Source organism: Burkholderia sp. IDO3, from assembly GCF_003366075.1.
Classification (GTDB): Bacteria; Pseudomonadota; Gammaproteobacteria; order Burkholderiales; family Burkholderiaceae; genus Burkholderia; species Burkholderia anthina.
Genome location: NZ_CP028963.1, coordinates 3336360 through 3356960, shown reverse-complemented (window position 1 = coordinate 3356960; position 20601 = coordinate 3336360). Strand labels below are relative to the sequence as shown.

At 68.9% G+C, this 20601-nt stretch carries 19 protein-coding genes and 1 pseudogene; 9 read left to right on the top strand and 11 right to left on the bottom strand.

What is annotated here, in order from left to right; genetic code table 11:
* Nucleotides 1-237 precede the first annotated feature (237 nt).
* From DCN14_RS30435 to DCN14_RS30415, 5 genes are read right to left on the bottom strand one after another with little or no spacing between them, the layout of a single operon-like run.
* Nucleotides 238-444, bottom strand: a complete 207-nt coding sequence (locus DCN14_RS30435) for a DUF1289 domain-containing protein (protein WP_096508272.1) — start codon at nt 442-444, stop codon at nt 238-240.
* Entirely contained in the window at nt 441-947 is a 507-nt protein-coding gene (locus tag DCN14_RS30430) for a YbaK/EbsC family protein (RefSeq protein WP_096508271.1), read from the bottom strand. The genes DCN14_RS30435 and DCN14_RS30430 overlap by 4 nt, the downstream gene beginning before the upstream one ends.
* A 23-nt stretch (nt 948-970) precedes the next feature.
* Entirely contained in the window at nt 971-1903 is a 933-nt protein-coding gene (locus DCN14_RS30425; protein ID WP_096508270.1) for a hydroxymethylglutaryl-CoA lyase, read from the bottom strand.
* A 29-nt stretch (nt 1904-1932) separates the two neighbouring features.
* A complete protein-coding gene (locus tag DCN14_RS30420) occupies nt 1933-2874 on the bottom strand; it encodes a glyoxylate/hydroxypyruvate reductase A (protein WP_096508269.1) in 942 nt (313 codons plus the stop codon).
* A gap of 4 nt (nt 2875-2878) precedes the next feature.
* On the bottom strand, nt 2879-3316 hold the full coding sequence (locus DCN14_RS30415) for a VOC family protein (RefSeq protein ID WP_162826258.1): 438 nt from the start codon (nt 3314-3316) through the stop codon (nt 2879-2881).
* 245 nt (nt 3317-3561) lie between these two features.
* Between DCN14_RS30415 and DCN14_RS30410 the strand changes: the two genes are divergently transcribed.
* Nucleotides 3562-4185 (top strand): alpha/beta hydrolase, encoded by a 624-nt coding sequence (locus tag DCN14_RS30410; protein ID WP_096508268.1) that lies wholly within the window; start codon nt 3562-3564, stop codon nt 4183-4185.
* A gap of 54 nt (nt 4186-4239) precedes the next feature.
* Here the strand turns inward: DCN14_RS30410 and DCN14_RS30405 are convergent, their stop codons facing one another.
* The 3 genes from DCN14_RS30405 to DCN14_RS30395 form a co-directional block, all read right to left on the bottom strand.
* Complete coding sequence (locus DCN14_RS30405; RefSeq protein WP_096508267.1) at nt 4240-6360, bottom strand: phospholipase C, phosphocholine-specific; 2121 nt, start codon at nt 6358-6360, stop codon at nt 4240-4242.
* Nucleotides 6361-6404: 44 nt separating this feature from the next.
* Nucleotides 6405-6686 carry a hypothetical protein gene (locus DCN14_RS30400; protein ID WP_096508266.1) on the bottom strand — a complete coding sequence of 94 codons (282 nt, stop codon included), beginning with the start codon at nt 6684-6686 and terminating at the stop codon, nt 6405-6407.
* Nucleotides 6687-7061: 375 nt separating this feature from the next.
* Nucleotides 7062-7982, bottom strand: coding sequence for a LysR substrate-binding domain-containing protein (locus DCN14_RS30395; protein ID WP_096508265.1), 921 nt, complete (start codon nt 7980-7982; stop codon nt 7062-7064).
* A 112-nt stretch (nt 7983-8094) separates the two neighbouring features.
* Between DCN14_RS30395 and DCN14_RS30390 the strand changes: the two genes are divergently transcribed.
* Nucleotides 8095-8733 carry a glutathione S-transferase gene (locus DCN14_RS30390; protein ID WP_096508264.1) on the top strand — a complete coding sequence of 213 codons (639 nt, stop codon included), beginning with the start codon at nt 8095-8097 and terminating at the stop codon, nt 8731-8733.
* Between the two features lie 145 nt (nt 8734-8878).
* Nucleotides 8879-11080 carry a TonB-dependent siderophore receptor gene (locus DCN14_RS30385; protein ID WP_096508263.1) on the top strand — a complete coding sequence of 734 codons (2202 nt, stop codon included), beginning with the start codon at nt 8879-8881 and terminating at the stop codon, nt 11078-11080.
* Between the two features lie 32 nt (nt 11081-11112).
* Here DCN14_RS30385 and DCN14_RS30380 read toward each other — a convergent pair whose 3' ends face one another.
* On the bottom strand, nt 11113-12390 hold the full coding sequence (locus DCN14_RS30380) for an MFS transporter (protein WP_096508262.1): 1278 nt from the start codon (nt 12388-12390) through the stop codon (nt 11113-11115).
* A 106-nt stretch (nt 12391-12496) separates the two neighbouring features.
* Here DCN14_RS30380 and DCN14_RS30375 point away from each other — a divergent pair, with 106 nt between their 5' ends.
* The 3 genes from DCN14_RS30375 (at nt 12497) to DCN14_RS30365 (ending at nt 14235) form a co-directional block, all read left to right on the top strand.
* Nucleotides 12497-13528 carry a LysR substrate-binding domain-containing protein gene (locus tag DCN14_RS30375; RefSeq protein ID WP_096508291.1) on the top strand — a complete coding sequence of 344 codons (1032 nt, stop codon included), beginning with the start codon at nt 12497-12499 and terminating at the stop codon, nt 13526-13528.
* 117 nt (nt 13529-13645) lie between these two features.
* Nucleotides 13646-13855, top strand: coding sequence for a hypothetical protein (locus DCN14_RS30370; RefSeq protein WP_096508261.1), 210 nt, complete (start codon nt 13646-13648; stop codon nt 13853-13855).
* Nucleotides 13855-14235 carry a type II toxin-antitoxin system VapC family toxin gene (locus tag DCN14_RS30365; protein ID WP_096508260.1) on the top strand — a complete coding sequence of 127 codons (381 nt, stop codon included), beginning with the start codon at nt 13855-13857 and terminating at the stop codon, nt 14233-14235. Before DCN14_RS30370 ends, DCN14_RS30365 begins: the two co-directional genes overlap by 1 nt.
* Nucleotides 14236-14290: 55 nt before the next feature.
* Here DCN14_RS30365 and dapA read toward each other — a convergent pair whose 3' ends face one another.
* Nucleotides 14291-15184 carry a 4-hydroxy-tetrahydrodipicolinate synthase gene (gene dapA / locus DCN14_RS30360; RefSeq protein WP_096508259.1) on the bottom strand — a complete coding sequence of 298 codons (894 nt, stop codon included), beginning with the start codon at nt 15182-15184 and terminating at the stop codon, nt 14291-14293.
* A 450-nt stretch (nt 15185-15634) separates the two neighbouring features.
* Here dapA and DCN14_RS30350 point away from each other — a divergent pair, with 450 nt between their 5' ends.
* Both DCN14_RS30350 and DCN14_RS30345 read left to right on the top strand, forming a co-directional pair.
* Nucleotides 15635-16654: a sulfate ABC transporter substrate-binding protein gene (locus tag DCN14_RS30350; protein WP_096508258.1), complete on the top strand. Its 1020-nt coding sequence runs from the start codon at nt 15635-15637 to the stop codon at nt 16652-16654.
* 171 nt (nt 16655-16825) lie between these two features.
* Nucleotides 16826-17770: pseudogene (locus tag DCN14_RS30345) on the top strand (ion channel); the annotation flags it as partial.
* Between the two features lie 96 nt (nt 17771-17866).
* On the opposite strand, the gene DCN14_RS30340 reads toward DCN14_RS30345, so the two are convergent.
* Nucleotides 17867-18481, bottom strand: a complete 615-nt coding sequence (locus DCN14_RS30340) for a glutathione S-transferase (protein ID WP_096508290.1) — start codon at nt 18479-18481, stop codon at nt 17867-17869.
* A 442-nt stretch (nt 18482-18923) separates the two neighbouring features.
* Between DCN14_RS30340 and DCN14_RS30335 the strand changes: the two genes are divergently transcribed.
* On the top strand, nt 18924-19481 hold the full coding sequence (locus tag DCN14_RS30335) for a sugar O-acetyltransferase (RefSeq protein ID WP_096508257.1): 558 nt from the start codon (nt 18924-18926) through the stop codon (nt 19479-19481).
* Nucleotides 19482-20601 lie beyond the last annotated feature (1120 nt).

Here is a 20601-nt window from a genome sequence, read left to right as displayed (position 1 = left end):
TTTGCCGCTACGGGTCGCCGCCAAGGCTCGCCGGCACGGTGTGTCGGGGCGGCGGCCGGGCAGGGCGATTGCGCGTGGGGGGCCTGCGCGCATGCGTGAAAAATGCCGTAAGAAGTTGTAGGGAAACACCCGATGCGACGCTGCAGCGTCGCTCGTATGATGCGGGCTGTGACGTTGATCACGTTCACAGGATTCCGATCTCGATGCCGTTCGCCCGTGAGGCTGAACGGCTTTTTTTTATGCGCCGCTTCCCGCGAGCAGGCGCCGCCGCGCATCGAGACGCGCGAGCAGCGTGCGCCTCGCATCGTCGTCCGACGCCCGCCAGCCCTTGATTTCGTCGCGCGTGCGCAGGCAGCCCGCGCACCAGTCGGTACGCGGGTCGATCCTGCATACGTCCGTGCACGGCGATGCGACCGTGCCGGCCGTTACCGGTGCGTCGCTCATGCGTCGTTGCGCAGCGCGACGTCCGCGACCGGCGCGCCCGTCAGCGACACGAGTTCGGCCGGCGACAGGTTGAACACCGCATGCGGATGGCCGGCGGCCGCCCACAGGCTGTCGAGTTCGAGCAGGTCGGCATCGATCAGCACGACCGGTTCGACCAGATGACCGATCGGGCACACGCCGCCGATCGCATAGCCGGTGTTGTCGCGCACGAACTTCGCATCCGCGCGGCCGACCGCGCCGACCTGGGCGGCGACTTTCTTCTCGTCGACACGGTTCACGCCGCTCGCGACGACGAGCACCGGCGCGCCGTCCGACTCACGGCGAAACAGGATCGATTTCGCGATCTGCGCGACCGAGCAGCCGAGCCCGGCCGCGGCCTCGGCCGAGGTCTTGCCGGTTTCGGCGAGCATCACGATGCCTTTCGCGTGGCCGCGCTCGCGCAGCAGCAGCGCGACGCGTCGCGCGGAATCGGGGAGGGAGTCGAATGAAGCGGGTGTCGTCATGGGGCAGTCCGTGAAAGTCGAAGTCAGACGCAGCTCGCGGCGTCGGCCGCGCTCCGGGCCTTGGCGAGCAGCGCGCGGCCGGCGCGCGACACGTTCGCGCGGCCGATCGCGTTCGAGATGAAGTCGCCGGCGGCGACGACTTGCGCGAGATCGATGCCGGTATCGATGCCGAGGCCCTGCATCAGGTACAGCACGTCCTCGGTCGCGACGTTGCCGGTCGCGCCCTTCGCATACGGGCAGCCGCCGAGGCCGGCCACCGATGCGTGGAAGATTTCGATCCCTTCGAACAGCGCCGCATAGATGTTCGCGAGCGCCTGGCCGTAGGTATCGTGGAAGTGGCCCGACAGGCGTTCGCGCGGGAACACGCGCGTGACGGCGGACAGCACTTCGCGCGTGCGCTTCGGCGTGCCGACGCCGATCGTGTCGGCGATGTCGATCTCGTCGCAGCCGAGCGCGGCGAACCGTTCGACGACGTCGACCACCGACGCGACCGGCACCTCGCCCTGGTACGGGCAGCCGAGCGTGCACGACACGCTGCCGCGCAGCCGCACGTCGGCATCCTTCGCGGCCTTCGCGACGGGCTCGAAGCGCGCGATGCTCTCGGCGATGCTGCAGTTGATGTTCCGTTGCGAGAACGCCTCGCTTGCCGCACCGAAGATCACCACTTCGTCGGCGCGTGCGGCGAGCGCATTCTCGACGCCCTTCAGGTTCGGCGTGAGCACCGAATACACGGTGCCCGCGCGGCGCTCGATGCCGGCCATCACGTCGGCGCCGTCGGCCATCTGCGGCACCCATTTCGGCGACACGAACGACGCGGCCTCGATATTGCGGAAGCCGGCGTGCGACAGGCGGTCGACGAGCGCGATCTTCACGTCGGTCGGCACGAAGGTCTTTTCGTTCTGCAGCCCGTCGCGCGGGCCGACTTCGACGATCTTGACGGCGGTGGGGAACGTCATGGTTGTCTCCGGTTTCATGTAGGACGAATTCAGTAGCCGCGCGCGTAGTCGACGACACCGCCGATGCGCTCGCCGCGCGCCAGTGCGCGGATCTTGCCGGCGATCTGGTCGACGGCTTCGTCGCGCAGCGTCTCGGCCGAGCTGTGCGGGGTGATCGTGATGCGCGGCGCGTGCCAGAACGGATGATCGGCCGGCAGCGGCTCGTGCTGGAACACGTCGAGCGTCGCGGCGGCGATCCGGCCGCTCGCGAGCGCGTCGAGCAGGTCGGCTTCGACGAGGTGCGCGCCGCGCGCGACGTTCACCACATACGCGCCCGGTGCGAGCCGCGAGAAGGTGCGCGCCGACAGGATTCCGTCGGTGTCGTGCGTGCTCGGCAGCAGGTTCACGAGCACCTTTGCGCCGTCGAGGCACGCGTCGAGCGCGCCGTCGCCCGCGAAGGTTTCGATCCCGTCGAGCTGCTTCGGGCTGCGGCTGTAGCCGCGCACCGGCAGGCCGAGCGCCGCGAGCGCCTGCGCGACCTGCGCGCCGAGCACGCCGAGGCCGAGCACGGCGACGGTGAAGCCCGCGCGCGGATGCGGCGCGAGCACCTGCCAGCGGCGCTCGCGCTGCAGCGTTTCGTATTCGTCGAAGCGGCGCAGGTAGCGCAGCACGGCATGCGCCACGTATTCGATCATCTGCCGCGCCATGCCGGAATCCTCGAGGCGCACCAGCGGCACGTCGCGCGGCAGCGTGCCGGGCTGTTCGCGCTCGAGCGCGAGCAGCGCGTCGACGCCCGCGCCGAGGTTGAAGATCGCGCGCAAGCCGTCGCGCGGCGTGAAGAACGCGCGCGGCGCCCGCCACACGAGCGCGTAATCGGCGGGGGCCGTGTCGCCCGGCTGCCACGCGCGCAACTCGGCCTCGGGCAATGCGTGCGCGATCGCGTCGCGCCACGCGGCGGCTTCCTGGTGCGGCGAATGGAACAGGATCTTCATGCGCTTACTTCGCGAACAACTGGCCGATGTCGGCGAACGCCTTGAACTCCAGCGCGTTGCCGCACGGGTCGAGAAAGAACATCGTCGCCTGCTCGCCGACCTCGCCCTTGAAGCGGATGTGCGGCTCGATCACGAAGCGCGTGTGCGCGGCCTGCAGTTTTTCGGCGAGCGCATGCCACTCGTCCATCGACAGCACGACGCCGAAATGGCGCACGGGCACGTCGTCGCCGTCGACCGGATTGACCGCGCTGGCGCCGGTTTCGTCCGGCGCGAGGTGCGCGACGAGCTGGTGGCCGAAGAAATCGAAGTCGACCCAGTGTTCCGAGCTGCGGCCTTCGGGGCATCCGAGCAGGCCGCCGTAGAATGCGCGCGCGTCGACGAGGCTCGACACGGGAAAGGCGAGATGGAACGGGCGCAGCGCGCCGGCGGGCGTAGCGGACATCGGGCGTCTCCTGTCGACCGGAACCGGCGCGGCAGCGCCCGGCCCGATCCGATGCATGGCAAGCGGGAAGCCCACATTCTACGGTCTCGCGGCGCGTTGCGCCGTCATGACGCCGTCGGCCCGTGCGGCATGGGCCGCGCGCGCGGCGGGCGGTGCAAAAGCAAAGCACAAAATATTGGTTCGGCCGCCGTGCCCGCCGCGCCACAATCGAAGCCCGTCTCCAAGCAAAGCAAGCGAGGGCAATCATGCGCGCATGCAGCAAATCGGCGTGGCCGCCGCGGCTCGTGACCGTTCCGGGCCTGCACGGCAGCGAAGGCGCTCACTGGCAGACCTGGCTGGAGCGGCAGTTCCCGCGCTCGCTGCGGGTCGAGCAGGCCGACTGGGATGCGCCCGACCTCGCGGGCTGGGCGCAGTCGGTCCGTGCACTGCTCGAGCGCGAGCGCGGCCCGTTCGTGCTCGCCGCGCACAGCTTCGGCTGCCTCGCGGCCGCGCATGCGCTCGCGCAATGGCCGCACGTGGCCGACGTCGCGGGCGTGCTGCTCGTCGCGCCTGCCAGCCCGAAGAAATTCACGTTTGCCGGGCCGTTCGACGCCCGCCGGCTCGCGGTGCCGTCGATCGTGATCGGCAGCGAAACCGATCCGTGGATGCCGCTGGCCGATGCGCGCACGCTCGCGCAGCGGCTCGGCAGCGCGTTCGTGAACCTCGGCGACGCGGGACACATCAATACCGCGGCCGGCTTCGGGCCATGGCCGCGCGCGAAATACTTCGTCGACACGCTGGTGCATTGCGCGGCGCCGCTGCGCTTTCGCGAAGCGGACGAGAACGTCGACGCCGCGCGCGTCGATCGCGCACTCGCGTACGCGATCTGACGCCGATCGGCGCGCGCGGCGCGGCTCGCACCGCGCAACGTCGCGCCGCCGTGCTTACGACGCGGACACGGGCCGCACCGCGGCCGGATCCGAGTAGCTCGGCCGGCCGTTCTCGATGTGGCCCGCGAAGCGGCGCGAGAACGTGCCGTTCGCACCGTCGCTCACCGTGACGTCATACCAGTGGTGGCTCGACGTGAGCGTCCACTGCTCGACGTGCTCGTTGCCGCCGTGCAGCGTCACCTGGCGGGCCGGTGCGCCGTACGCGTTGTCGGTCAGCGTCAGCGTGACGTGGCCCGCGCCATGGTTGCGCACCTTCAGGTACAGGTTGCCGTTCGCGATGTCGTAGCCGGCCTTCGCTTCGGGCTGCGCCTGGTTGCGGCGGCGCGCGGTCGCGGCCGACACGTTGCCCGCGAACATCCGCACGAAGCCGTTCGGGCCATACACCGAGAACGCATACACGCCGTTTGTTGCCGTCAGGTCGAAATCCGCATGCAGCACGCGGCGCGCGCCGACCGTGTAGCGCCACGGGCCGTCGGTGCGGTTCGTCGAATACACGTGGAAGTGCGCGCCCTGGTTGCCGCGGTTCGCGAACTCGATGCGCAGCGTGTTGCCGCCGGAGAGGCTCGCGTTCACGTGCAGTTCGTACGGCAGCGCACGCGCGGGCCGCACGCCGGGCTCCTGCGGCTCGACCGGCGACGGCGTCGCGGGCACGGTCGGCGCGGGCTGCGACGTGCACTGCTGGTCCGCGATCGAGCGGTACTGGCTCGTGTCGGGCAGCGTCGGGAACGTCGCGTCGGACGAGCGGAAGTCGAACGCGGCGGTGAGGTCGCCGCAGACGGTGCGGCGCCACGGCGTGATGTTCGGCTCGTCGATGCCGAAGCGCTCGCCGATGAAGCGGATCACCGACGTGTGGTCGAACACCTGCGAGCACACGAAGCCGCCCTTCGACCACGGCGACACGACCGTCATCGGCACGCGCGGCCCGAGGCCGTACGGCAGCCCGTCGGCCGTGTAGCTGCCGCCGCGCCCGGGGTTCACGACCGTGTGCAGCTCGCCGTCGGTCGTCACGGTCGACACGCCCTGCGCGGCCGACGTCGGCGGCTGCGGCGGCACGACGTGATCGAAGAAGCCGTCGTTTTCGTCGTACATGATGAACAGCACCGTCTTCGCCCACACGTCCGGATTCGACGTGAGCGCGTCGAGGATCTGCGACGTGTAGTTCGCGCCGTACGCGGGCGTGTATTTCGGATGCTCGGAGAACGCGGCGGGCGGGCACAGCCACGACACCTGCGGCAGCCGGTCGTTGATCACGTCGTCCTTCAGGTTGTCGAGCGTGCGCACCGTCTGCGCGCGCTGGTACAGCGACGAGCCCGGCTTCGCGTTGATGAAGTTCGTGAAGTTCTGCAGGATGTTCGTGCCGTAGTTGCCGTTGTACGGATCGTCGCCGGTCGTGCCCTGCTGGTAGATCTGCCACGACACGCCGTGCGCCTCGAGGCGCTCCGGGAAGGTCGTCCACGACAGCAGCTGGTACGCGGGCGGCACGTCGCCGTCGACGTAGTCGCTGTTGTCGAGCAGCGGGCCGCCGAACTTGCCGGTCGGGTCGACCGTGCCGGTCATCAGGTACGAACGGTTCGGGTGCGTCGGCCCCGGCAGCGAGCAGAAGTAGTTGTCGCACACGGTGAACGCATCGGCGAGCGCGTAGTGGAACGGAATGTCCTCGCGCACGTGATAGCCCATCGTCATGTCGGTCTTGTTCGCGGGCCACTGATCGTAGCGGCCGGCGTCGATCGCCGCGTGCGTCTTGTACCAGGAGTGATCGAGATCGCCCACGCACTGCGCGCTCGTCGTCAGCGTGTTCAGGCGGAACGGCAGCACCGGCTTGGCCGGATCCGCTTTCGACGGCTGATACCACACCGGCTGGCCGCTCGGCAGCGGAATCGGGAAGCGGTCGTTGTAGCCGCGCACGCCGCGCAGGTGTCCGAAGTAATGATCGAACGAGCGGTTTTCCTGCATGAACACGACGATGTGCTGGACATCGCGGATCGTGCCGGTGCCGCGCGCGGCGGGAATCGCGAGCGCGCGGCGGATCGATTCGGGGAAGGCGTTGAGCGCGACGGCGGCGCCCGCCGACTGTGCGACGGTGTGCAGGAAACGGCGGCGGCTGGATGACGTCATGTTATTTCACCTCGGTTCTGCGATCGGGGGGACGGAAACACGGATCAGTGCGGCGACGATGCGACGTCGGGCGCGGCCGCGGTCGTCGCGGACTTCGCGTCGTCGTCGTCATCGGGCGGGTAATGGATGACGGGCGGTGCGAGCGGTGCGGCATCGGACGCGGCGGCGTTCGCGCCTGCGTCGTTGTTGAACGCGCTCGCGGAGCCGGACGATGCATGTGCCTGTTGCGGGGTGTCGGCCGCCTGCGCGTCGTGCGACGCGTCATCGCTGCAGGCGGCGGTGACGACAGCGGCACACAGGGCGACGACGAGGGCAACGCGATGCATGACTTCTCTCCAGGCGGGCTGACGGGAAACGTTTTCGAGTATGCCGATGCCGTGCGACGTTTCGGTGAATCGTTTGCGACCCCGGTGTGATCGCAAAATGCTTTCGCAAGCCTGACCAAATGCTTTCGTACGGGCCGCGTGCATCACGAGCGGAATTTGCCGGCGAATGCGGATGCCGCACGCATCGACATCGAGCGCGGCTGGGGCGTGCAGCGCAGCGAGCCGTCGCGGCGCGATCCGGCCGCCGCGGCGATCGTGCACGCGCGCGCGGCCGGCCGATCGAAGCGCAGGCGGCGACGAAACCGGGCGACGGGGCGTGCGCGATCTGCCGATCACGCTCGACAAGGTCGCGATGCGCGCGCGCCTGAGCGCGCGTCAGCGTCGCGGCGTCCTGCGCCGCACTTCGCTGCGCAGCCAGTCGAGCCACGTGCGGATCGCCGCTTCGTGCGGATGATCCGGGCGCCACACGACGTAGTGCGCATACACGTCGGTCACGCGCACCGTCGATACGCGCACGAGCGTGCCGGCCGCGAGTTCGGGCTCGATCAGCGAGCGGCGCGCGAGCGCGACGCCGCGTCCTTTCAGCGTCGCATCGATCAGCGCGTTCGCATCGGTGAAGCGCGGCGCGCGCGAGGATTCGGTGAGGTCGAGCCGCGCGGCCTGGAGCCACGGCTCCCACGGTTGCGCGGGATGGCGCAGCAGCGTCGCGCGAACCAGATCGGCCGGCACGCGTGGCGCGATGCCGTCGCGATTGCGGTATGCGGGGCTCGCGACCGGAAAGACCGTCTCGTTCATCAGCTTCTCGGCGACGACGCCCGGCCACGTGCCGGGCCCGTAGCGCAGCGCGACGTCGATGCGGTCGCGCTTGCGCAGCGGCGCGAGTGCCGCGTCCGGATGCAGCGCGATCGCGATGTGCGGATGCACGGCCGTGAAACGCGGCAGGCGCGGCGCGAGCCAGCGCTCGGCGACGCTGGGCAGCACGCTCACGTTCAGCGTGACGTCGCAGGTGCGCGGACGATTGCGCCCGGCGAGCGCCGGCTCGAATGCGCGCTCGAGCACGCTCAGGCCCTGGCGCACCTGCAGCACGAGCGCATGCGCGGCATGCGTTGGCGTCGCGCCGTTGCGCTCGCGCGTGAAGAGCGGATAGCCGAGCCGCGCTTCGAGCGTGCGGATGTGCTGGCTGATCGCGCCTTGCGTGAGCGCGAGTTCGTCGGCGGCACGCGTGAAGCTCTGCAGCCGCACGGCGGCTTCGAACGCACGCAGCGTCTGTAGCGGGGGGAGATGGATACGTCGCATCACGCATTAGTATCACTCATGCCCGAGCACGACAATTCATCGTTTGCGGCGGCGGGCCCTGCGTTCCTACACTCGGTTCCGTCTTTCAACAGGTCCGCCGGGCAACGCCATCATGAACGCATATCGTCTCTATCTTTCGCCGGGCGCATGTTCGCTCGCCGCCCACATCGCGCTCGAGGAAACCGGCGCGCCGTTCGACGTCGAGATCGTGTCCGTGCGCGAGCAGCAGAATCTCGACGCACGCTATCTCGCGATCAACCCGAAGGCGCGCGTGCCCGTGCTCGCGATTCCCGGCGAGCCGCGCGTGCTGACCGAAACGCCCGCGATCCTCACGTATCTCGCGCGTCGTCATCCGGACGCGCGGCTGCTGCCGCTCGACGATCCGCTGCGCGAGGCGCGCTGCCACGAATGGCTCGCATGGCTGGTCGGCTGGGTGCACGGCGTCGGCTACGGCACGCTGTGGCGGCCGGGGCGCTTCATCGGCGATCCGGCGCTGCACGGCGCGATCAGCGAACACGGGCGCGGGCTGATCGATGCGGCGAACGCGTCGATCGAAGCCGCGCTCGCCGACGGCCGCACATGGGCCGAGCCGGGCGGCCATTCGATCGTCGATCCGTTCCTGCTCGTGCTGTATCGCTGGGGCGTCGCGATCGGGCTCGACATGACGAAGCATCCCGCGTGGAGCGCGCATGCGCGGCGCGAGGCCGAACGGCCGGCCGCGCGGCGGGCGCTGGCGCGGGAGCAAGGCTGACGACGCGAACCGCGGCCGTGCGGCGGCAGGCCCGTTTCGTTCAACGGTTCGTTCGGATAACGAAGTTCGGACATGTCCAATTGTCATGTCGCACTCAATTCTATTGAATGAGAACCATTCTCATCAATGGAGTGGAGTGAATCACATGAACCGTTGCATCCTGTCGAGCGTGACGCCGCCGCGTCGCGCGACTGCGTCCGTCGCATTCGCGATGATGACCTGTGCCGCCGCACCGGCGTCCGCGGAAGAGGGCGAGCCGCGGCGCGCGCCGCACCTGAGCCCGATCGTCGTTCACGAAAACCGCGACGCCGGTTCGCGCGTCGACCGGTCGGGCTCCGCCAAATATGCGACGCCGCTGCTCGACGTGCCGCAGACGATCACCGTCGTGCCGCGCGCGGTGCTCGACGAACAGCAGGCGCTGAGCCTGCGCGAAGCATTGTCGAACGTCGCGGGCATCACGTTCAACGCGGGGGAGGGCGGCGGCGGATCGGGCGACATGTTCAATATCCGCGGCTTCGGCGCGAACGCGAACCTGCAGCTCGACGGGCTGCGCGACAGCGCGCAGAACAATCGCAGCGACCTGTTCAACGTCGAGGCGGTCGAGGTGATGAAGGGCCCGAACTCGGTGTTCGGCGGCGCCGGTACGACGGGCGGCTCGGTGAACCTGGTCAGCAAGACGCCGAAGGCTGGCGCGTTCACGGAGGCCGGCACGACGCTCGGCACGTCCGACTACCGGCGCGTGACGCTCGACGCGAACCGGCCGCTGCCCGGCACCGACGGCCGCGCGGCGTTCCGCCTGAACGCGATGGCGCACGTCAACGACGTGCCGGGCCGCGACGACATTCGCCGGCGGCGCTGGGGTGTCGCGCCGTCGCTCGCGTTCGGGCTCGGCACGCCGACGCGCGTCACGCTCGGCTATTTTCACCAGTACGACAACAACCTGCCCGACTACGGGCTGCCGGCGCGCGACGGCCAGGTGCTGGCAGGCGTGTCGCGCGACAGCTATTTCGGCTGGCGCAATCTCGATCGCGAACGCATCACGTCGGACGCCTTCACCGTGAAGGTCGAACACGAGGTGTCGCCCGGCCTGAAGGTGCAGAACCTGAGCCGCTATGCGCATCTGAATCGCGACACCGTGATTTCCGCATCGCACGTGAACCGGCAGGGGCTGCCGCCGGGGCGCTACAAGCCGGCAGGCCCGCAGGGCTACGGCCGCGATGTGTCGACGGCGATGTGGGCGAACCAGACGAACGTCACGAGCGCGTTCGATACGTTCGGCGTCGGACACTCGCTCGTCACGGGCTTCGAGATCTCGCGCGAAACGTACGGCCGCACGACCTATTCGTATGGAATCAACCGGTTCTACCCGGCCGACGGTTTCCCGCTCGCCGCGCCGCCCGGCATATGGCGAGGCCCGACGCAGCGCCAGGACAGCGCACGCAACGACACCGCGCTCGTCGTGAAGGCGCTGTACGCGTTCGACACGATCTCGTTCGGCCGCTACTGGGACGTCGACGTCGGGCTGCGGCACGACTGGATCGACGGCCGGGCGGAAGGTGCGTCGGTCGGGCAGCCCGTCGAGCGCGCGGACAGCGCCGACCGTCACCTGAGCACGCGCGCGGCGCTCGTGTTCAAGCCGACCGATAACGGCCGCGCGTATTTCGCGTACGGCACGTCGTTCAATCCGTCCGCCGAATTTCTCGTCACTACCGGCTCGGGCGTGAGCGCGGCGACCGGCGCGCTCGCGCCCGAGAAGAACGAGAGCTTCGAGCTCGGCGCCAAATGGGAGGGGCTGGCGGGCGTCGCGCTGAACGGCGCACTGTTCCAGACCGAAAAGAAGAATGCGCGCGAACGCATGGCCGACGGCAGCTATGCGCTCGCGGGCCGGCAGCGCGTGCGCGGCATCGAGCTCGGTGCCGCCGGCAAGGTCACGCCGCGGTGGGACGTGTTCGCGAACTACACGTACCTGGCGAGCGTCACGCTCAGTTCGCCGTCCACGCCTCGCCGCGACGGGCAGGCGCTCGGCAACACGCCGCGCCACGCGTTTAACCTGTGGACGACCTACCGGTTGCCGGCGGGCTGGACGGTGGGCTACGGTTCGCACTTCGTCGGCCGGCGCAACGTGACGTCGCAGGGCGACGGCAAGCTCGGCGCGTACTGGGTGCACAACCTGATGGCCGGCTACGACGTGAGCCGCCGGCTGCGCTTCCAGCTGAACGTCGACAACCTGTTCGATCGTGCGTATGTCGAGCGCGTGCGGCAGGTGTCGGGAAGCGAATCGCGCTCGTCGGCCGTCGAGCTCGGCGACGGCCGGTCGGCGATGCTGTCGGCCGTGTACAAGTTCTGAACCAGGGCCGCGCACGGCGGCTGCCTGCGCCGCTATCGCGCGAACATCGGATAGGTCGCGCCCGCGATCAACGCCGCCGCGAGCCAGACCACGCTCCACGAACTCACGGCGAGCAGCGGCGGAATCGCGAGCGGCGTCGCGAACAGTCCGAGATACACGATCGTGTTCGCCATCCCGAGCGCGGTGCCCGCGTGGTTCGCGCCGGCGAGCGTCGCGAGTTCGGTGTACGCGACGCCGTGCCATGCCGACACGCAGATGCCGGCGAACACGAGAATCGCGACGATCGCGGCGAGCGGCACGTGCGGGCTGCCGGCCGTGGCGGCCGCAAGCAGCGCGAACGAGCCGGCCGCCACGCATACCGACCCGCGCAGGTACGCGCGCCGGTTGCCGTGCCGGTCGGTATGGCGGCCGCTCCATACGCGCATCGCCATCGCGCCGAGTTGCAGCGTGACCATCGCCGTGCTGATGCCCGCGAGGCCGAGCCGGCCGAAATCGTGCAGGAACACGGTCGCGAACGTGAGCACCGCGAATTGCGGCGCGCAGAGCGCACCGATGCCGAGCACGATGCGCCAGACGGCGCCGCTTGCCAGCGGATTGCGCGCGTGCCGTGCCGGCGGTTGCGGTGCGGCAGGGCGGTTCGTTGCGACGCGCACGGGTTGCGCTGCGGCCGGCGCGTCAGGCGGCTCGTGCAGCCAGCGCCACGTCAGCACGGCCGATCCGGCGCACAGCAGCATCAGCGCGCCATATACCGCGGCGAAGCCTGCGTGCGACGCGAGCGACGGCAACAGCGCCGCGCCGACGCCGCCGCCGAGCGGCACGGCCGTCTGGCGGATGCTCATCGCGAGCCCGCGTTCGCGCTCGCCGAACCAGCGCATCACCGCGCGTCCGCTCGAACCGTTCACGCTGCCGCCGAGCAGGCCGACGCAGCACATCGCGACGACGACGCGCATGAGCGGCGGCACCGCGTGCGCGGTCGGGACGATCGTGGCGACCATCAGCGCCAGCATCGCGGCGGTGGCGACGAGGCCGGCGAGCAGCACGCGGCGGTCGCCGAAGCGGTCGGCGGCCATGCCCCACGGCAGCTCGGACAGCGCGACGCCGAAGCCGAGCGCGCCCAGCACGAGGCCGAGCGCACCGTTGTCGAGGTGATAGGCCGAGCGCATCCAGACGGCGGTGGTCGGGATGCCGGCCGCGGCGGCGGAAAAGCTCATGTTCGCGGCGACGCCGGCTGCGAGCACGCGCCAGCGATGGGCCGGCCCGCGCGCGTCATGCGTGGCCGGAGACGGAGAGGCGAGGCAGGAGGTATCCATGGCGACGGAGTCCGGTGGAAATTGACATCGCCAGTGTGGCGACCTACATTCATCCTGAAAATCGGAAAGTTTTTGATGAATCGTTCGACAAAACAGGATGATCGAGATGTCCGGACATGACAATGACCGCGGCGCGGCGGCCGACGCCGCACTGGCCCGGCCGAACTTCGACGTGGCGGCGCTGCGCAGCCTCGTTGCGGGCGTGGATCTCGGCAGCTTCGCGAAGGCGGCCGATCGCGTTGCGCGCTCGTCGTCGGCGGTGAGCGCGCAGATCCGCAAGCTCGAGGAACAGGCCGGCACGCCGCTGTTCGTGAAGGCCGGGCGCGGGCTCGCGCTGACCGACGCCGGCGACGCGATGCTGCGCTATGCGCGGCGGATGATCGCGCTGAACGACGAGGCGGCCGCGGCCGTGCGCGGCGTGAATCTCGACGGCTGGGTGCGGGTCGGCCTGCAGGAGGATTTCGGCGAGGCGATCCTGCCCGACGTGCTCGGGCGTTTCGCGCGCGCGCATCCGAAGGTGAGGATCGAGGCGCGCGTCGCGCGCAATGCCGATCTGCTCGACCGGCTCGACGCGAACCAGCTCGACCTCGCGCTCGTGTGGGGCGACCCGGCGTCGGCGGCACTGTTGACGCGGGCCGGCATCGACAGCGACGTGATCGCGCAGGTGCCGATGCAGTGGATCGCGGCGGCGGGCGCGGGCGGCTTCGGCATGCCGGACGGCGGCCACCACGCGGATGCGGCGGACGACCGCGACACGGGCATTCGTGCCGTGCGCGCGTCGGGCGAGCCGCTGCCGCTCGTCGTGTTCGACCGGCCGTGCCGCTTCTTCGGTGCAGCCACCGACGCGCTCGACCGCGCGGGCGTGCCGTGGCGCGTCGCGTTCACGACGCCGAGCCTGGCCGGGCTGTGGGCCGCGGCGGCGGCCGGCCTCGGGCTGACGGTGCGCTCGCACTACGGATTGCCGGCGTCGGTGCGGGTGCTCGACGCGGCGTCGTTCGGGCTGCCGGCGCTGCCGAGCCTGCCGTTGATGCTGCTGCGGCGCGCGTCGTCGGTCACGCCGAGCGTCGAGCGGCTCGCGCGGATCGTCACGCAGGCGGTGCGGGATGCGACGGGGGAGGCGGTGGCGCTCGCGGCGTGACGGGACAGCCGGGTGTAGCAGCCGGTTGCGCCGGCATCCCTCTCCCGATTGGCCGAATGGAGCGATCACGCGAACCCGACTACAGTGATGGTCACCTGAACTGAAACGGAGGTCATCATGCAAAACGCCAAGCTGTTTGACGGTGCCGCGATCGATCCATCGCATCGCGGCGACGCCTCGATTTCCGCCGACGGCGCGCTCCCCGATCGGCTCGGGCCTGCGAAGTCACCCGTTCGGTTCGGAGTCCTGCAAGGGCAGGCCCGCATCGCAGACGACTTCGACGCCCCGCTGCCGGACTGTCTGCTGGACGCTTTCGAAGGGCGCTGATGCGACTGTTGCTCGATACGCACATCTTTTTGTGGATCGTAACCAACGACCGGAAGCTCAGCGCGCGGGCGCGCAAGCTGATCTCGGGCGCCGACGAGCGCTTCGTCAGCAGCGCGAGTATCTGGGAGGCTGCCATCAAGGCCGGCCTGGGGAAGCTCGACATCGACGTGGGCAGGTTGGTCCGCTCGATGGGGCCGAGCGGGATTCGCGAACTGCCGGTCAGCGCCGTGCATGGGGCGGCAGTCCGTGATTTGCCGCACCACCATCGCGACCCGTTCGATCGCTTGCTGGTCGCGCAGGCCCGGCATGAACCGCTGCAACTCGTGACGGCCGATGCCCAGCTTGCGCGCTACGGCCTGTCTGTCGTTCTGACTGTTTGAAACAATCTGGCGGCAAGGATTCGTCTGTTGCCCGAGCTGCGCGTTACGTCGCTGCCTATGCTGCAGCGACGTCCGGTGCGATTTCGCCGAGCGGGGCAAGAATGGCAGCCAGCCTTTCCCGCAACGCGTCGCTCGCCGGCACGAACGGCAGCCGCAACCCATCCTCGCACCACCCCTGCGCCGCCAGCACCGCCTTCACCGGCGCCGGATTCGGCTCCGCGAACAGCGCCGCGACGAGCGGCTGCAGTGCGACCGACAGCCGCCGCGCGTCGGCGAGCCGGCCGTCGCGCAGCAGCGCATGGATGCGCACATGCCATTCGGGCAGCACGTGCGCGCTGCTCGCGATCGCGCCGTGCGCACCGGCACACAGTGCCGCGAAGTTCTGGTTGTCGTCGCCGGAGAAAATCGCGAGCGGCGTGTCGTGCACGAGCCGGCTCATCCGGTCGAGCGTGCCGCCGCACTCCTTGATGCCCGCGACGCGCGGATCGCGCGCGAGCGCCTGCAGCGTCTCGAGTTCGACGTTCACGCCCGTGCGGTACGGGATGTTGTAGACGAGCACGGGCAGATCGGCCGCGTCGACGATCGCCTCGACGTGGCGGCGGATGCCGTCCTGCGTCGGCCGCACGTAGACGGGCGGCGTGACGAGCAGCCCGTCGGGCCGCAGCGCGGCGAGTTCGCGCGCGCGGGCGGCCGCGAAGTGCGTTGCGCTCGCGGTGAGCCCGACGACGATCGGGCGCCCGGGCGCCGCGTCGCGCAGCGTCGCGAACACGGCGTCCTGTTCGCGTGCGTCGAGCAGCACGCCTTCACCGGTCGTCGCGCCCGCGACGAAGCCCGCGATGCCCGCGGCCGCATAGTGACGGGCGAGTCGCGCGAGCGCGCCGTGATCGACTTCGCCGTGGTGGAACGGCGTGATGATCGGCAGCCAGATACCTTCGAAACGTGTGTGCATGCAAAACCTCATGGTGGAAACGGAGTGGGAAGGAACCGTTCCGCCGGCGGAGTGCCGGAGCGAGGCGTGCGAGCAAGGAGAAAGAAACGACCTGCGGGCATCCCGTCCGGCATTCGCCTGACGGGACGCGACGTCCCCGTCAGTCGAGGCGTCGTTTTTTGAGTTTCAGCCCGGCCGCGCGCGCACCTGCCGCGACGGCGGCGAGGATCGAGGGCGAGCGCAGGGCAGCGGACATGGATGAACCGGGAAAAGGGCTGAGCGGCGATCTTAACACTGGATCCGGCGCATACGCGAGCGGTGCGCGCCGTTTAGCAGGATTCGAGATTTGCTTTGCATGACAGATTGGAAAGCGTGCCGCGCCCGGCCGCTAGAATGCCCGCTTACGTTTCGATGACAGCGCGTACGCGTGCCGTCACGCACATTCACCACCACTGAACGGGGCATATCACGATGGCAAGCATCAAGGGGATCGGCCGCTGGCTGCACACGGGCACGGCGGCGGCGCTGGTCGTGGCGGCGACGGCCGCGCACGCGGACACGTCGATCCTGAATGTGTCGTACGACGTGACGCGCGAGCTGTACAAGGACATCAACACGAGCTTCGCCGCCGCCTACAAGCAGCAGACCGGCGAAACGGTGACGATCAAGCAGTCGCACGGCGCGTCGAGCGCGCAGGCGCTGTCGGTGCTGCAGGGGTTGCAGGCCGACGTCGTGACGATGAACCAGCCGAACGACATCGACCTGCTCGCCGAGCGCGGCCAGCTGCTGCCGAAGGACTGGCGCGCGCGCTTCCCCGACGCCAGCTCGCCGTACTCGACGACGATGGTGTTCCTCGTGCGCAAGGGCAACCCGAAGGCGATCAAGGACTGGAGCGATCTGGCGAAGCCGGGCGTGCAGGTGATCATCGCGAACCCGAAGACGTCGGGTAACGGCCGCTACGCGTATCTCGCCGCGTGGGGCTACCAGAAGCAGAAGGGCGCGACCGACCAGCAGGCGCTCGACTTCGAGAAGGCGGTCTTCCGCAACGTGCCGGTGCTCGACTCCGGCGGCCGCGGCGCGACGACGACGTTCACGCAGCGCGGCATCGGCGACGTGCTCGTCACGTTCGAGAACGAAGTCGCGCTGATGGATACGGGGGCGTCGGGCGCGGAATTCGATGCCGTGTATCCGTCGGCGAGCATCCTCGCGGAGCCGCCGGTGGCCGTGGTCGACAAGGTCGTCGACAAGAAGGGCACGCGCAAGGTCGCGCAGGCGTATCTCGACTACCTGTACACGCCGCAGGCGCAGGAGATCATCGCGCAGCACCATCTGCGCCCGCGTGACGCGAACGTCCTGAAGAAGCATGCGGCCGAGTTCAAGCCGCTGAAGACGTTCAGCGTCGAGCAGGTTTTCGGAAGCTGGGCGAACGCGCAGAAGACCCACTTCGCCGACGGCGGCACGTTCGACCGCGTGATCGTCGACCGGAAGTAAGCCGGCGCGGCGCGCGCCGCGCGCATGCCGGCAGGAAGACTGCGAAACCGGCCGCTCGTGCAGCCGGTTTTTTTCGGGGTTGCGCGCGGACGGCGGCTACGCATCGGCGCGCATTCCCGGCCGCCGCCGCGCGTGCTACGCTCATCGCCTCCCTGCTTCAGGCATCGCGCGATGAACGTCGATCCGTCCTCCCCGGCTTCCCGCGGCCGTGGCCGCAAGATCTGGTCGGGCACGCGCCCCGTGATCGCATACGGGATGCCGCCGCTCGGCTGGCGCGACCTCTATCACCGGGCGCTGACGGTGAGCTGGCCCGTGTTCTTCCTGTCGCTCGCGATGCTGTTCCTGCTGCTCAACGGCGGCTTCGCGACGCTCTACTTGCTCGGCCATGCGCCGATCGCGAACCAGTCGCCGGCCGGATTCGGCGGCGCGTTCTTCTTCAGCGTCGAAACGCTCGCCACCGTCGGCTATGGCGACATGCATCCGCAGACCGTCTATGCGCACCTCGTCGCGACGTTCGAGATCTTCGTCGGGATGTCGGGCATCGCGCTGGCGACCGGCCTCGTGTTCGCGCGGTTTTCGCGGCCGCAGGCGAAGATCCTGTTCGCGCGCTACGCGATCGTGCGGCCGCTGAACGGGCGCATGACGCTGATGGTGCGCGCCGCGAATGCGCGCCAGAACGTGATCGCCGAAGCGCAGGCGAAGCTGCGGCTGATGCGCGTCGAAGGCACGCACGAGGGCTATACGCTGCGCAAGATCCACGACCTGCCGCTCGTGCGCAGCGAGCATCCGATCTTCCTGCTCGGCTGGAACCTGATGCACGTGATCGACGAAGCGAGCCCGCTGTTCGGCGAGACGCCCGAATCGCTCGCCACGCGCGACGCGTCGCTGCTGATCACGATCGAGGGCTCCGACGAGACGACCGCGCAGGTCATGCAGGCGCGCTACGCATGGGCGCATGCGGACATCCGCTGGCGTCACCGCTATGTCGACCTGATGCACGACGAAGGCGGCATCACGCACATCGACTACACGCATTTTCACGAAGTCGTGCCGGTCGAGGCCGATACCGACGAACGCGGCTCGCCGGGGGCGGTGGTCGACGCCGGCGCGGCGGCGCAGGCGCCCGGGGGCTGCATGACGCTGCCGGTCGGCGCGCCCCGGCATTGGCAGCCGGGCGCGGCCGCCGTCACCGCATGCCGCGCCGTTCACGCGTCACGCATGCAGCAGGCGCGCCGCTTCGCGCTGTTCGACGGCGACCGCGCGGCGATAGCCGTCGCGGTCCTCGGCGCGCGCGACATAGTCGCCGAGCACGCCTTCATGCGGCAGCAGGTGCGCGTCGAATGCGATCTTCAGCGTGCTGGCGAGCAGCAGGTCGGCCGCGGTGAAGCGGTCGCCGACGAGCCAGCGGCTATGGGCAAGCGCTTGCGAGAGCGCACGCTGCACGCGCGTGATGTTGCCCCAGCCGAACGCGACCGGGTTGCCCGACGCGCCGGTGAATTTCTCGGCCATCGCGGGCTCGAGGCAGGTGGGCGTGAAGAACATCCACTGCAGGAAGCGGCCGCGCAGCGGGTCGTCGGGCGCGATGCCGAGCCGGGCGCCGGGACAGCAATCGGCGAGATAGAGCAGCACGGCGCCGGATTCGGCGAACGGTTCGCCGCCGTCGTCGAGCGCGGGCAGCTTGGCCATCGGATTGACCTGGACGAACGCGTCGCTGCCCTGTTCGTGCGACCGCAGGTCGATCGGCACGAGCTCGTAGACGGCGCCGATTTCCTCCAGCATCCACAGCGCCCGGAATGCCCGGGTTTTCGGCCAGTAGTAGAGCTTCATCGCGCCTCCGCGTCGGGTGTGCGTGTCGGTTCGGTGGATGTTCAAGCGTACCCGAGCGGGAGCGGTTCGGACAGGGGCCGGCGGCAGAGTGACGCGCGGCGGGGCATGCGGATCGACGATGAATCTCGCGCAAAGCCCGTGTGCGCGGTAGGTCATGAAGTAACTAGTTATAAATTAACTAGTCATGAGTTGGCCGCTCAGGGTTTGCTCGAAACGGGATACCTCTACACTGTCCCGCCGACGTTGCCGTGGTGTCGCAACCGGTCGCACGCGCAATCGACGCCGCCCGTCGACATGCGGCAAAACGAGGCGGCCGGACCGCCGCATACCCGGCTGCACGATCATTGAAGGCGAACTCGAAGCGACGCGCTCGCGCCGGGTGAATCAGGCGCCGCGATCATACGCAGAATACGGATCGATTGCATACGGAGAAGGGCCAGGAATGGCGAACGACGATCGCACGCGAATCATTCCCCGAAGAACGCCGGAGTCGGCGGCGATGCGTGCCGACCTCAAGCGGACGATGACCATCACCGCGCGGCTCAACCGCCTGACCTTCGACGATGCGGACGAAGTCCGTCGATTGTTCGGTAAACTGATCGGCAAGCCAATGGACGACGGGTTTCTCTTGATCCCGCCGTTCTACGCGACAGGCGGCGCCGATACCCGGATCGGCCGCAACGTCTTCATCAACCAGAACTGCACGTTCTACGATCTCGGCGGCCTCGACATCGGCGACGACGTGATGATCGGGCCGAACGTCAGTCTCATTACGTCCGGACATCCGGTCGAACCTTCGCGCCGGCGCGACTGCGTCGTGGCCCGGCCGATCGTGATCGGAAGAAACGTGTGGGTCGGCGCGGGCGCGACGATCATCGGCGGCGTGACGGTCGGCGAGAATTCGGTGGTCGCCGCAGGCTCTGTCGTGACCCGCGACGTTCCGCCGGATACGCTCGTCGGCGGAAACCCGGCGCAGATCATCCGGTCGATTGCGGAGTGAGATCGTTCGCGGCGGCCGGCGCGAACGATCGCCGTTGCAGGACGGATGTGGACAACCGGCCTTTCCGCCCACTCGAAATGCTGTGCAGCCGAACGGTGAGCACTCGACCGGAGGCCGAATCGGCGTGGCTTTCCGGCATTGGGTGAGTATCGCGGGCAGACGCGGAAATCGACTTGGCCGGTTCACCGGCGGCGAATCTTCACGCAATTTCCGTTGTGGATAACCCGGCATCGAAACCACTCGACACGCTGTGCGTTCGACAGGTGAGGGTGACCGAATGCAGCCGGATACGAGGCAAGGGGTGTGGACAACCGGGGTGCACAACGACGAAAAATGCTGTGCTTCCGAATGGTGAGTGTCGAAGCCCGATGGCCCGCAGGGCTTGTCCGGCGCGGATTTCCGCGCCCTCCGCGAGAATCCGGAGCGCCGCGCATTCTAACGGCTCGTGCGGATTCGCGATAGGTTCGGGTGGAGGTCGCGGTGCGGATATCCGGTCCCGGAAGCGACTCGACGCGCTGTGTATTTCAGCGGTGAGCACAAGTGCCTGATCGAACCACGCGTCCGCTTCCTGTCCGTTGGCACCACCCGAAGCGCCGCGCATTCTAACCGCACTCGCGCATGCGTGTTCCGTTCCGATGGGGATCCCCGGCTTCCCAGGCAACTCGGCACGCTGTGCATTTCATGGGTGAGTGTGAGCGCGCGTTCGGCCGGGAGCCAGTCCCGGCGCGGCTGACGGCAAGATTCGCGACGTGCCGGGTTGCTCGTCGCTCGGGCCTGCCACGCTCGAATCGGCGCCCTTGTCCGATCGAATGCTTGATGCTCACCATTGGGATGCACAGCATTTCGAGTTGCCGCGGGTCGGTCGATTCGTCCCCCTTGACTGGCGCGCGCGTGCGACCCAATGCCAACGCTCACCATTCAAATGCACAGCATTTGGCGTTGTCGTGGATCGGGCTATCCACAACTCGATCGGCATTCTCCCGAGATTGTGCGCCGACGCTCACCATCGAAATTCACAGTGTTTTGAGTGGCTCGGGATCGAGCTATCCACAACCGGATCGATGCCATCCTGCAAGCGCGTGCCGATAACTCATCACTAAATTCCCGACGTTAGCGGGTA